This is a genomic window from Dermacoccus sp. PAMC28757 (genome assembly GCF_014302635.1).
GTDB classification, from domain to species: domain Bacteria; phylum Actinomycetota; class Actinomycetes; order Actinomycetales; family Dermatophilaceae; genus Dermacoccus; species Dermacoccus abyssi.
The window spans coordinates 2,890,652-2,903,568 of record NZ_CP060292.1 but is presented as its reverse complement, the minus strand read 5'-3'; the positions used below and the strand labels follow the sequence as shown (position 1 = coordinate 2,903,568).

The window sequence follows — 12,917 nt, the reverse complement described above, 5'->3', positions numbered from 1 at the left end:
GAGCGAAGGAGGGCCGATCGGAGGTCTTCTCGTTCACTGCGCTCACGCGGGGAACGACCTTGGGTGGACCTTGGGGGCGGCGGAGGGCCGACCTCGGTCGCGGCATCGTGGCCGACCGGGCACCTGCTGTCCGTTTCAGTGTACTCGCCGCGCGACGAAGCAGTGGCTGCGGCGATAGCATCGCCTTCATGAGCGACTCCGTGACGCCCGCGCCCGCCACTGCCGTCCTGCGCACCCTCGACGACCCGGACTACCGGGCCGGGGTCGTGGATCTTCTGAGCGTCATCGCCTACGGCGAACTCTCCGGAGCCTTCGCCACCGTCGACGACGCCTCGCGTGCGCCGCGCCTCGACCACAAGCTGGCTCTCGCCCGCATGGCCCGGATGGACTTCGACCACTACGAGGAGCTCGCTGCTCGGCTGCGCGAGATCGGCGCCGAGCCCGAATCCTCGATGGAGCCTTTCACGGCCGCCATCGACGAGTGGCACCGCCGCACTCCGCCGGCCGACTGGTACGAGGGCCTCATGAAGGCCTATGCAGGCAGCGCTATCGCGAATGATTTCTACGCGGAGATCGCCCGCTACGTCGACCCCGAGACCCGCGCACTCGTCGAGCGCGCGGTCGGCGCTGACGAGCAGGATGCCTTCGTCAAGCGGGTGCTCGCCGAGGCGATCGCCCAGGATCCGCGCGTCGGCTCGCGTCTTGCGCTCTGGGGGCGCCGACTCGTCGGCGAGGCGCTCAGCCAGGCCCAGCGTGTGGCGGCGTCCCACGACGCCCTCACGGCCCTGCTCGTCGACGACGGCTCGGGCGTCGGCGCCGACCTCGCCGAACTGACGCGCATGTTCGAGCGGCTCACGACCAACCACTCCGAGCGCATGCAGGCGTTGGGGCTGACGGCCTGACGCCGTGTGGTGACGCAGACGAAGAGAAATCCCCCGCAACCGTGTGGTTGCGGGGGATTTCTCTAATGCGAACGCGAAATCAGACGCGCGTGCCGTTCTTACGGCCCATCACGGACAGGTAGACCGTGATGAGGACCGCGGCGACGATGACGCCGAGGATCAGCGCGATCCAGTCGATGCCGTTCGTGCCCGACTTGCCGGAGATGGCCGTGTAGAGCCACGAGCCGGCAAGGGAGCCGATGGCGCCGAGCACGATCGTCATGAGGATCGAGATGTTCTGCTTGCCCGGCAGGACGAGGCGCGCGAGCGCGCCGATGATGATGCCCGCGATGATGGCGCTGATGAGCGTACCGATCATGATGATCTCCTTACAGTGCTGGCTGGGGCTGGTGTCCCCAACGCTTCTGTGCTCACTTAAGCGAACTTTCAGCCCACTTTCAACTATCCACCCGTGCGGGTGTGCTATCCCGTCGCCGTCTCCCGGGTCGTCGTGAGGCGCGTGCCGTCATCGAGTCTCGACACGGCGAGGCGCCGCCTTTCCCAGGGGAAAGCGGCGCCTCGCGCAGGGTTGGGATCACTCAGCCGCCGAAGCCGACGCGGCCCTTCTGCTCGGCTGCGATGTCGACGTAGGCGAGGGCGGTGGCCGGAACGGTGACCGAGTGCCCCTTCTCGTCGGTGAGCGTCAGCGGCGTGCCGGCGCTGAGAGCCGCGGCGACCGCCTCGCGCACGGCCTGGGACGACTCGTTGGACTCGATGACGATCTCTCGTGCGACGTTCTGAACGCCGATGCGGACCTCCACGGCCCCTCCTCGTGTGTCTCGGTGAATGGTGACGTGGTCGGCGGACGACTCGTGTACGCCGTCGACCGCCGACGGCCTGTTGAGGTCAACGCCTCAGCGCGTGATTTCATCCCCGGCGGTCTTCGGGAAACCGGTGAGGCCGCGCCAACCGAGGATGCCGACGATGCGCGCTGCCTCCTCGCGGGGGATGGGTTCATGCTGGGCGATCCAGTAGCGCGCCACGACCTGGGACATGCCGACGAGCGCGACGGCGACGAGCGTCGCCTCCGCCTCGGGCAGCCCGGTGTCCTCCCGTACGACTTGCGCGACGATGTCGGCCGTGTCGGCGAGGCTGCGTTCGACGCGCTCGGCGACAGCGGGCTCGTTCGTCAGGTCGGACTCGAAGACGAGGCGGAAGCCTGCGTCCTCACGCTCGACGAACTCGAAGAAGGCCCCGACGGCGGCGGCGACACGTTCGTTGTTGTCGGTGGTCGACTCGACGGCCTTGCGCACGAGTTCGGGGAACTCGCGGGTGTGCTGGTCGAGCAGCGCGAGGTAGAGGTCGAGCTTGCCGGGAAAGTGCTGGTAGAGCACGGGCTTGCTGACGTGCGCCCGCTCCGCGATCTCGTCCATCGCGGCGCTGTGGAACCCCGACTCGACGAACACCGACTGCGCGGCCTCCATCAACTGGGCTCGCCGGGCCGAGCGGGGCAGACGTCCGCGCTTGGTGGGGTCGTCCGTGCCGGTCATCGGGTGAACTCCTTCGTCGGCGGTCATAAGCTGGGTGTGACTTTAGCGCCCCGCCCCGCCAGAGCGGGCGGCAGCTAGCGGGAAGGAACATCTGTGGCATCGTCGCGACCACTCGACCCGGGTGAGCGCCTGCGTTACGCGCGCCACCTGACGCTGCCCGGTGTGGGCGAGACGGGGCAGCGTGCGCTGCGTGACGCACGGGTCCTCGTCGTCGGCGCCGGAGGTCTGGGGGCGCCCGTCGTCTCGTACCTCAGCGCGGCCGGGGTCGGGGTCATCGGTGTCGTCGACGACGACGTGGTGGAGCGTTCGAACCTGCAGCGGCAGGTCATCCACACCGAAGCCGGGGTGGGCGAGGCCAAGGTTTCCTCCGCGGCGCGGTTCGCGTCGCAGCTCAACAGCGGAGTGACGATCATGGAGCACCGGGTCCGCCTCGACGCCCGGACTGCGCTCGAGATTCTTCCCGAGTACGACGTCGTCGTCGACGGGAGCGACAACTTCTCGACGCGTTACGTCCTCAACGACGCGTGTGTCGCGTTGCGCCTTCCCTTGGTGTGGGCGTCGATCTCGCAGTTCTCGGGCCAGTTCGGGGTGGTTGTTCCGGGCGTCGGCCCGTGTTATCGCTGTTTGTTCCCGCACCCGCTCGCGGACGGCGAGGTGCCGGACTGCGCCGTCGGCGGCGTGCTCGGCGTGTTGCCGGGTGTCGTCGGCACGATGGAAGCGGTCGAGGTGATCAAGCTCGTCACCGGCGCCGGGGAGGTGGCCCGCGACGGGGTCTGGCTCTACGACGCGCTCTCGACGAGCCTGACGCGGTTGCCGCTCGCGCGTGACGCGCAGTGCGTCGTGTGCGGTGACGGGGACCAGCGTCTGTTCGAGGGGCTCGACGAAGCCGGGCGGGGGAGTGACGTCGGGGCCAGTGGGGCCGAGGTGGGCGAGGTGTGCGAAATCGATGCTGCGGAGCTGGCTGCGCTCGGTGACCCGTTCGTCGTCGATGTTCGGGAGCAGACGGAAGTGGACGCATCGCCCGTTCCCGCAGGGTGGGGTGAGGTCGTGGTCCGGCCGCTCAGCGCGTGGGAGTCGTCGACGGGCCGCGAGCTCCTCACCGCGGCACAGGGCCGTGACGTCGTGACGGTCTGTGCGGCAGGATCGCGTTCGGCCCGGGCCGCGCGGGTGCTGCTCGATGAGAGTCGCGACCAGACGGGACCGCGGATCATGTCGCTCGCCGGTGGCCTGGCCGCGTGGCAGGAACACGCGGAGCCGACTTCTCGTGAGGTCGGATGAGCGCAGCAGGCGGGACATCTCGATCAGAACCTCGTCCGCACGAGAGGGCGCGTGAGGAACTGCGCGAGCGCGTCGTCGAGGTCGTCCACGACGTGCCCGAGGGCGCCGTGACGACCTACGGCGACATCGCCGCGGTCGTCGGAACCGGCGCCCGACAGGTCGGCCGCATCATGAGCGAGGGCGATGCGGCCTGGCCGTGGTGGCGCGTCACGAACGCCGCGGGTCGCCTTCCGGAGCACCTGCAGGCGGAGGCGCTCGCGGCCTATCGCGAGGAAGGAACACCGATCCGCGGTGATCACGCCGATCTGCGTCGCGCGCGATGGCGGCCCGGGTTCGACGAATGACGCGTCGTTGCGCGGTTGTCGGTGGCTGGTGATGGGATGACGCACATGTCGACGCCACCGCTCCAGCTCCGCTCGATGCCGCGCGCCACACCCGGCGGCGACCCCGCGGCCGCCATGCTGTTCGATGCGACACAGCAGGCGGTGCTCGACGCGGACGACCGAGTGCTGCACGTCGTGGGCGCGCCGGGTACGGGCAAGTCGACGCTCGCGGTGGAACTCGTGGCTCAGGCAGTCCGCGACGGCCTGGCCCCGGACGCCTGCGTTCTGCTCTCTCCCACGCGCACGCTCGCCAGCGAGCTGCGGGCCAGGGTGACCACGCGCGTCGGAGGTACATCGAGCGAACCGATCGCCCGAACGCCGCAGGCGCTCGCCTTCGGCATCCTGCGCGCCCGCGCCGCTCTTGAGGGGCTTCCCGCGCCGCGGCTGCTCGCCGGGCCGGAGCAGGACGTGGTGATCAAGGAGTTGCTCGCGGGACACCGCGCCGGGCTGGGCCGTGTTCCGAACTGGCCCGCCGATCTGAGCGAGGCACTGCCCACCCGCGGCCTGCGCAACGAACTGCGTGACCTGCTCATGCGTGCCGTGGAGTGGGGCCTTTCGTCGGACGAGCTGGTGGCACTGGGCCACGAGCACGGCCGACCCGAGTGGTGTGCCGCGGCGAGCGTCCTCGACGAGTACGACGACGTCACGGCGCTGTCGCGCCCCGGGGCGTTCGACCCGGCGTGGATCCTCGGCGCGGCCGCCGAGGCGCTCCGCTCGAACGACGACCTGCTCGCCCAGTACCGCTCGCAGTTCTCCCTCGTCGTCGTCGACGATGCGCAGGAGCTCACCCGCGCAGGCGTCGTCTTCCTCCGAACGCTCGTCGGGCCAACGCAACGACTCGTGCTCATCGGAGACCCGGACGTCACGGTGCAGGGCTTCCGGGGAGCCGACCCGCGCTACATGGCCGAGGTCGCCGAGGATCACGGCGCCACGCGGCGTCTCACGCTCGGCGTGGGGCATCGCGCGCCGCGTGCCCTGGCGGCCGTCCGCGGACGCGTCAGCGCCCGTATCGGTGCGGTCGACGGTGCGGCGCACCGCAGCGTCACCACGCGACCGGGCGGTCAGGTCGACGTCGCATTGCTGCGTAGTGCCTCGCAGGAGGCAGCGCACATCGCCGGTACGTTGCGCCGCTCCCACCTCGTCGACGGGGTGGCCTGGCGCGACATGGCGGTCATCGTGCGCGGCTCCGGCATGACCACGGCGCTGCGTCGGGCGCTCAATGCCGCCAAGGTTCCCGTCGCCATCCCGCCCGCCTCACTCGCGCTGCGGGACGAACCGGCGGTACGTCCTTTCCTGGCCGCCCTCGACCTCGTCACTGCGGGGGAAGAGACGGTGCCCGGTGACCTCGCGCTCGATCTGCTCACCTCCCCGCTCGGCGGGGCGGATCCGGTCGTCCTGCGGCGGCTGCGGCGTGCGCTGCGGCGCGAGGAACTGGCACTCGGCGGTGCTCGTACGTCCGACGAACTTCTCGGGGCTGCGCTGTTCGAGCCCGTCCTGCTCGCGTCGCTCGGCCCGGAGGGCACGCCGGCTCGTCGGGTGGCGCGTGTCCTCGACGCCGGACGAGCCGCGTTCGCCCAATCCGGTGAGTCCGGCGACGCGGAGCACGTGCTGTGGGCCATGTGGCAGGCCAGTGGCCTCGCCGAGCCGTGGGAGGCGAACGCCCTTAGCGGTGGCGTCGCAGGTACCCGGGCCGACCGTGACCTCGACGCCGTCGTCGCGCTCTTCGGGGCAGCGGCCACGTACGCCGACCGGTTGCCCGGCGCCGCGGTACGCGACTTCCTCGACCACGTGCGCGGCCAGGACGTTCCCGGTGACCGCCTCGTCGCGGCGGCGCCGGACGACGACGCCGTCGCGCTGCTCACGCCGGCCGGCGCGGCCGGACGCGAGTGGCACACCGTCGTCGTCGCCGGGGTTCAGGAGGGCGTCTGGCCGGACCTTCGGCTGCGTGGTTCGGTCCTCGGCTCGGAGGAACTCGTCGACATCCTCGCGGGCCGTGGCCGTTCGCTGGCCGCGCGTCAGGCCGCTGTGCGCTACGACGAGACACGGCAGTTCGCCATGGCGGTCAGCCGCGCGCGCGAGAACCTCCTCGTCACAGCGGTTCGTGACGACGACGAACAGCCGAGCGTCTACCTCGACATCGTCGACCCGCTCACCACGTCGGCCGGAGCGGACGCCTTGCGCGAGTTCACCTCGGTGGCACGCCCCATGACGTTGGCGGGTGTCGTGGCGGAGGCGCGCCGGATGCTCGCCTCCACCGACGAGATCGAACGAGACGAAGCCTCCCGGCGCCTCGCCCGCCTCGCCGCAGCCGGTGTTCCGGGCGCTGACCCGAGCAGTTGGTGGGCCCTCGTCGCCCAGTCCGACGACCGACCGGTGCGCGCCCCTGAGAGCGTCGTGCGGGTGAGCCCGTCCAAGGTGGAGAGCTTCCACCGCTGTTCGCTCAACTGGCTGCTCACGACGAACGGTGCCTTCGGCCCTTCGATCGGAGCAAGCACCATCGGCACCCTCGTCCACGAGATCGCGCAGGAGTTCGCCGACACCGATCCCACCGCGATGCAGGCCGCGCTCGACGAACGCTGGCCACGTCTCGGGCTCGGCGAAACCTGGCTGGCGAGGGTCGCCAAGGAACGAACGAGTGGCATGATCGGCCGGCTCGAGGGCTATCTCGCCGACGCGAAGGCAGACGGTTGGTCCGGCGCCGGAGTCGAGCGGCCCTTCAGTGCCGTCATCGGCCGGGCCAAGATCTCCGGCATGGTCGACCGGCTGGAGAGCCACGACGGCCGCGGCCTGCGCATCATCGACTACAAGACGGGCGGGTCCAAGCCCAACGATGCCGAGGTGGCGGCGCACCCGCAGCTGGCCGCCTACCAGGCCGCGCTCGAAGCGGGAGCCTTCGGTCCGGGCGTGACGAGCGGCGGCGCCGCACTCGTTCAGCTCGGCAAAGCCGCGGGCGACAGCAGCCGAAGTCCCGCCAAGCTCCAGGTGCAACCGCCCCTCGTGGCCGACGAATCCCGCCAGGATCCGGCCGGGGACGAGGCTTCGACCGAAGCCTCCGTCGGAACGAGCGCCTGGGCGCGCGACCTCATGGAACGCACCGCCGACGGGATGGGCGCGGCTACGTTCCGCGCCGCCATCAACCCGGGATGCACGATCTGCCCGGTCAAGAGTTCCTGCCCTCTCCAGCCGGAAGGACGCACGCTGTGAGCGACATCCCCACCGAGCCCGCCACGGCTACGTCGAACGGTCGGCGGTACGTCAGCGCGGACGAGATCGCGGACGCCTTGGGGCGCTACCGGCACACGCCCGAGCAGAAGGCCGTCATCGAGGCTCCGCTCGAGCCCCTGCTCGTCGTGGCAGGTGCGGGCTCGGGCAAGACCGATACGATGGCCTCACGCGTCGTGTGGCTCGTGGCGAACGACATCGTGCGTCCTGCGCAGATTCTCGGGCTCACCTTCACGCGCAAGGCAGCGGGTGAGCTCGCCGAGCGCATCGGGCAGCGCCTGCGCCTGCTCGAGGCGAGCGGGCTGTGGAAGCCACAGGCCGACGAGGACGGCACCGAAGGCCTCGGCGAGGCGCCCACCGTTTCCACCTACAACGCCTACGCCGGGCGCATCGTGAGCGAACACGGGCTGCGCCTCGGCATCGAACCCGACTCCCGGATGCTCTCCGAGTCGGCATCCTGGCAGTTCGCCCACGAGGTCGTGGCCTCGTGGGACGGCGACATGTCCGACATCACGGTGGGTGAAGCGAGCGTTAGCGCGGGGGTTCTCGCCACGAGCGGCGAACTCAAGGAACACCAGCGCGACGTCGACGATCTGCGCGCCTACTACGAGGGCCTGCTCGCAGGCCTCGAAACGATCCCGTACGCACCCCGCAAGCGCAGCCTGGGAGACGCTGGAAAGGCGCTGCGGATCAAGGCCAAGGGGCATCTTCAACTGCTTCCGCTCGTCGAGGGTTATACGCGGCTGAAGGCCGAACGCTCGGCCCTCGACTTCTCCGACCAGATCGCCTTCGCGGCGCGATTGGCGGAGCGCTTCGAGCAGATCGGGGAGGGGGAGCGTCTGCGTTACCGCGCGGTGCTGCTCGACGAGTTCCAAGACACGAGTGCCGCGCAGATCAGTTTCCTCGCCTCGGTCTTCGCGCGCGGTGAGCAGCGTCCCGGCGTCATCGCCGTCGGTGACCCGCACCAGTCGATCTTCGGTTGGCGTGGCGCGAGTGCCACGACGCTCGCCTCGTTCCGTCAGGAGTTCGCTCTGCCGGGTGAGGACGTGACGCCGGTGGCGTCGCTGTCGACGTCGTGGCGCAACGACCAGGCCGTCCTCGATGTGGCCAACGTCGTGGCGGCGCCCCTCACCCAGGCTTCCCGTGTTCCGGTCGAGCCGCTGCGTGCGCGTCCTGACGCCGGGCCGGGCACCGTGCAGGCGGCCCGCCTCGAGACGGATGTCGAGGAGGCGCGCTACGTCGCGCGGTGGATCGCGGAACGACGTGCCGTCGTCAATGCAGACGGGCACGAGCGAACAGCAGCCGTCCTGTGCCGCAAGCGCTCTCAGTTCGTCCCGGTTCTCGAAGCCCTCGACGCCGAGGGCATCCCGGCCGAAGCCGTCGGCCTGGGTGGCTTGTTGCAGACCCCCGAGGTCGTCGATCTCGTCTCGATGCTCTGGGTCGTCGACGATCCGGGTCGAGGTGATCACCTCATGCGGCTGCTCACCGGTCCGGCCATGCGCCTGGGCCCGGCCGACCTCGACGCCCTCGGCACGTGGGCCCGTGAACTGCACGAGCGTCACCGCGAGGAGGCCGCGGCAGCGCTCGCGCGTGCCGCCGAATCCGCCGGCAGCGCAGGGGAGAGCCAGTCCCCGGGCCGTTCGGAGGGCGAGGCGTCACCGGGTCTGATCGCGCCGGTGGCGCGCCGGGAGGCAGATCTCGCCGAAGGCACCCGCGACGACATCAGCCTCGTCGAAGCCATCGGTGAACTGCCAGACGAATCGTGGCGTGGGCGGGACGACGAGCGCTTCTCGCCGGAGGCGTTGGCTCGGCTGGCGGGCTTTCATACCTCCTTGAACCGACTTCGTCTGCTCACCGGTTTGCCGCTGGCCGACTTCGTGGGAGAGGCCGAGCGAGTGCTTGGACTCGACATCGAGGTGCTCGCGCGGCCGGGGCACGATCCGTCGACGGCGCGTGCTCACCTCGACGCGTTCGCCGACGTCGCCGGTACCTTCTCGGCGCAGGCGGAGCGTCCCACGCTCGGAGGGTTCCTCGACTGGCTCGATGCTGCACGTGAGGAGGAACGTGGCCTAGAAATGCCGGCCATCGAGGTGAACCCCCGGGCCGTTCAGGTGCTCACCGTGCACGCCGCCAAGGGCCTCGAGTGGGATCTCGTCGCCGTGCCCGGCCTCGTCGAGGGGTCCTTCCCCGGGCTCGACGGGCGAACGCAGGCGGCCGGCGACGAGTGGGCCTTCTCGCAGCACAAGGTCAAGGGTTGGCTCTCGGGCCTCGCGAGCATCCCGTACGACCTGCGCGGCGACCGAGGCGGCCTTCCCGCGTTCGACTGGCGAGCCGCCGCTGACTCGGACGACCTCAACGACCGTTACGGCGTCTACCGGGAGGCGGGCCAGGCTCACGAGCGTGTCGAGGAACGGCGCCTGGCGTACGTCGCGTTCACCCGCGCTCGCTCGGAGATGCTCCTCACCGCTGCGCCGTGGACGAGCGGGAGCAAGTCGCCGCGGTTGGCGTCGAGCTTCCTCGAGGAGGTGATCGCCGCCGACCTCGCCGAGGTGCTGCAGTGGTCGCCGATGCCGCCCACGCTCGTCGACGGAGAACCTCCGACGAACCCCCTCGAGGAGAACGCGCACGAGGTCATCTGGCCCGTCGACGCGATGGCCGATCACCGCGCAGCCATGACGCCTGGTGCCCGCCTCGTCGAGCAGGCGCGCGAACGTCTCGCCGAGGGCGGGGACCTCGAAGCACCGGGTCAGGCCGGCCTGCCGCTCGAAGGCACCCCGGAGGACCGCGACCTCGAGGTCGAACTCCTTCTCGCAGAGCGCGCTCGTGAGCGTCGGCGTGAGGATCGTTCGGTCGTGCTTCCCTCCCACCTGTCGGCCTCGGCCGTCGTCGCGCTCGCGAGCGATCCGGCCACGTTCGCGCGGCGCCTGCGTCGGCCCATGCCGAGCGAGCCGGCGGTCGCCGCGCGCCGCGGTACGGCGTTCCACGCCTGGGTCGAGCAGCACTACGGCTCGGCTGCGCTCGTCGATGTCGACGAGCTGCCCGGATTCTTCGACGAGGAACCGGCCACCGATGACGCCCTGCCGCGCCTGAAGGAGAACTTCCTCGCGAGCGAGTGGGCCGCGCGCACCCCGCTCGATCTCGAGGTCTCCGTCGAAACGGTCGTGGCGGGTTACGCCATTCGCGGTCGCATCGACGCCGTCTTCGCGCGCGCCGACGGTGGCGTCACCGTCGTCGACTGGAAGACAGGCGCCCGCCCGGACGCCGCGACGTTGCGCCATCGCAGCCTTCAGCTCGCCACGTACGCCCTCGCGTACGCGCGCCTCAAGGGGCTCGACCCGGCCATGGTCGACGGGGCGTTCTTCTACGCCGCGAGCGGAGAGACGTACCGCCCGCCGATGCAGACCCAGCGTGAGATCGAGGAGTTGCTCGTCACCGCCACCGAGGGGTGACGGAAGCCGAGCGAGCTCAGCTTTCGCGTTGTGGCAGGCGGGTCTTCGGGGTGTCGGCGTCCACGCGGGTGGCACCCGTGGAGGTGGCTCCGTCCTCGGCCGGGGCGTCGCCCTCGGCGCGGGCCACCCGCACCGGAATCTCCACGGTGAGATCGTCATCCGGGGCGAGGTCGCCCTCGCCGACCGACTCGATGTCGGCGGGGTCGAGAGGAGCTTCGAGGTCGATCGGCTCGATGCCTGCACGGCGCGGCGGCGGAACGAGGCTCGTGTCGTCCTCCACGTCGAAAGCGAGCTCTTCGAGAGCTTCCGCGTGGTACTCGACCAGTTCCTCTTCGCCCATCGTGCGGCTCGCGAGCAGTGCGTAGGCGAGCTCCATCTCGCCCATGAGGCGGATGCGTCGTTCGAGGTAGCTGTCGGGGCGGTCGGAGCGCTCGGCGGCGTACGCCTCGAAGGCGGTGTCGAACGCCTGTTGCGGGGCGTGTGTCCACAGGAGGGAGAAGTCTCGGGCCGGGTCCGCCACGCCGGCGTGCTCCCACCCGGTGATCGCGCTGACCTCACCCTCGTCGACGAGAACGTCCTCACCGCGCAACGGGCCGTGCGTCACGCACGTGGAGAAACGCCAGAGCTCGGGCGCCTCGAGAGCCTCTTCCCAGCGGGAAAGCAGCGCAGACGGTACGCGCTTGGTGTCAGCCGCGCGATCGAGATCGGCCAGCAGACGCTGGCGGTAGGTCTCGGCGTCGTAGCTCGGAAGCCCCGCCTCCTCGACAACACGCGGATCGACGTCGTGAAGCTTCGCGAGGGCGACACCCACGGCGCGCGCCGCCGCGGCGCGTCCCTGCAGGTCGTTCCACTCCAGGGCGTTACCGCGTGGCTGGGCGTAGACGGCGACCGCGGGCCCTTCCTTGGGGCGGGCCGAGCCCTCGACCCGCGGAAGGTCGAACGCAAGGCGGCGGTCGAGGAGCTGGACGAGCGCGTCCGAGGCAGCGAGTTCGGCACCCGCGGCACCCGTCAGGGCCGAGCGCACCACCCAGACACGGCCGTCCTGGCCGGTGACGTGGGCGCTCTGGTAGACCGCGCCGGCAGGCACGGCGAGACCTTCGACCTTGACGGGGCGGATGCCGGGCACGGCAGCGTCGGCGAGGGCAGCGAGAAGGACGGGGGAGCGCAACACCCCTTCACCGTATGTCGGACCCGCCGCCTACGCTGGGAGGCATGCCCGACGCCACGCCTTCTTTGCCGAATCTCCTGCTTGCGTCGTCGGAGATCGACCGTGACGCAGCGGCCCGCGCCGGGCACGGTTTCGTCCGGGGGCTGCTGCAGGACGCCTCGACGAAGGTGCTCGAGGTCTTCGGTGACCGCACGGCGCTGGACGGGCGTGCGCTCGGGTGGCGGGCGCCCTCCGCAGCCGACCTCGACTGGTACGAGAACGAGGGTGTCGTGCTCTACCTGGGGCGCGCGGGTGAGTCTGCTCGCCTCGCGCTTCTGCGCCCGGCCGACGACTCCCGCGAGGATCTGCTCACGCTCCGTCATGTGGCCCTCGACCTCGACCACGACGACCTGGCGGCCCTCACGACGGCCGTTGCGCTCTCGCACTGGCACGCCACGCACGGGCACTGCCCGCGTTGCGGTGGCGCCACGTTGCCGCGTCAGGCGGGATGGGTGCGTTATTGCCCGAACGACGAATCGTTGCACTTCCCGCGCACGGACCCCGCCGTCATCATGGCCGTCGTCCACCCCGGTGAGGGCCGGGACGACGAGCGCATCCTGCTCGCCCGGGGGCCGCGCTGGAAGGGCCCGCACCGATCGGTGCTCGCGGGCTTCGTCGAGCCCGGCGAATCGTTCGAGGCCGCCGTCGCACGGGAGACCTTCGAGGAATCCGGGGTCGTCGTCGACGACGTGCGCTACCTCGGTAACCAGCCGTGGCCGTTCCCGGCCTCACTCATGATCGGTTTCGTCGCCACGGCTCGCACGACAGCGCTGACACCGGAGGACGGCGAGATCGAGGAGATCGGCTGGTACTCGCGCGCCGACATCGAGCGCGGCCTCGCCGAGGGCACGCTGCGGTTGCCGGGGCGCATCTCGATCGCTCGCTCCCTCATCGAGCACTGGTACGGCGCCGAGTTGCCCGACGGCGTCGAAGGGGGCGCCGCGTGA

General features: G+C 70.6%; 10 protein-coding genes. 6 read left to right on the top strand and 4 right to left on the bottom strand.

Annotated features, from left to right (window positions below):
* The first annotated feature begins 188 nt into the window (after window positions 1-188).
* Window positions 189-902: a ferritin-like fold-containing protein gene (locus H7F30_RS13735; protein ID WP_255464865.1), complete on the top strand. Its 714-nt coding sequence runs from the start codon at window positions 189-191 to the stop codon at window positions 900-902.
* A gap of 79 nt (window positions 903-981) precedes the next feature.
* Here H7F30_RS13735 and H7F30_RS13730 read toward each other — a convergent pair whose 3' ends face one another.
* The 3 genes from H7F30_RS13730 to H7F30_RS13720 form a co-directional block, all read right to left on the bottom strand.
* The gene (locus tag H7F30_RS13730) at window positions 982-1,260 is read right to left on the bottom strand and encodes a GlsB/YeaQ/YmgE family stress response membrane protein (protein WP_118912155.1); all 279 of its coding nucleotides are present in this window, start codon (window positions 1,258-1,260) and stop codon (window positions 982-984) included.
* A 220-nt stretch (window positions 1,261-1,480) separates the two neighbouring features.
* Window positions 1,481-1,702, bottom strand: coding sequence for a DUF3107 domain-containing protein (locus tag H7F30_RS13725; protein WP_118912154.1), 222 nt, complete (start codon window positions 1,700-1,702; stop codon window positions 1,481-1,483).
* Between the two features lie 93 nt (window positions 1,703-1,795).
* Window positions 1,796-2,431 carry a TetR/AcrR family transcriptional regulator gene (locus H7F30_RS13720; protein ID WP_118912153.1) on the bottom strand — a complete coding sequence of 212 codons (636 nt, stop codon included), beginning with the start codon at window positions 2,429-2,431 and terminating at the stop codon, window positions 1,796-1,798.
* A gap of 93 nt (window positions 2,432-2,524) precedes the next feature.
* On the opposite strand from H7F30_RS13720, the gene H7F30_RS13715 reads away from it, so the two are divergent.
* The 4 genes from H7F30_RS13715 to H7F30_RS13700 are packed head-to-tail and all read left to right on the top strand — an operon-like array spanning window position 2,525 to window position 10,763.
* Window positions 2,525-3,709, top strand: a complete 1,185-nt coding sequence (locus H7F30_RS13715; protein ID WP_187035761.1) for a ThiF family adenylyltransferase — start codon at window positions 2,525-2,527, stop codon at window positions 3,707-3,709.
* Window positions 3,706-4,053 carry an MGMT family protein gene (locus H7F30_RS13710; RefSeq protein ID WP_118912151.1) on the top strand — a complete coding sequence of 116 codons (348 nt, stop codon included), beginning with the start codon at window positions 3,706-3,708 and terminating at the stop codon, window positions 4,051-4,053. Before H7F30_RS13715 ends, H7F30_RS13710 begins: the two co-directional genes overlap by 4 nt.
* Before the next feature lie 45 nt (window positions 4,054-4,098).
* Window positions 4,099-7,296 carry an ATP-dependent DNA helicase gene (locus tag H7F30_RS13705; RefSeq protein ID WP_255464864.1) on the top strand — a complete coding sequence of 1,066 codons (3,198 nt, stop codon included), beginning with the start codon at window positions 4,099-4,101 and terminating at the stop codon, window positions 7,294-7,296.
* Window positions 7,293-10,763 (top strand): ATP-dependent DNA helicase, encoded by a 3,471-nt coding sequence (locus H7F30_RS13700; RefSeq protein ID WP_255464863.1) that lies wholly within the window; start codon window positions 7,293-7,295, stop codon window positions 10,761-10,763. Before H7F30_RS13705 ends, H7F30_RS13700 begins: the two co-directional genes overlap by 4 nt.
* A 16-nt stretch (window positions 10,764-10,779) precedes the next feature.
* Here the strand turns inward: H7F30_RS13700 and H7F30_RS13695 are convergent, their stop codons facing one another.
* The gene (locus tag H7F30_RS13695; protein ID WP_187035757.1) at window positions 10,780-11,934 is read right to left on the bottom strand and encodes a phosphotransferase; all 1,155 of its coding nucleotides are present in this window, start codon (window positions 11,932-11,934) and stop codon (window positions 10,780-10,782) included.
* A gap of 41 nt (window positions 11,935-11,975) precedes the next feature.
* Between H7F30_RS13695 and nudC the strand changes: the two genes are divergently transcribed.
* Entirely contained in the window at window positions 11,976-12,917 is a 942-nt protein-coding gene (gene nudC / locus H7F30_RS13690; protein WP_187035755.1) for an NAD(+) diphosphatase, read from the top strand.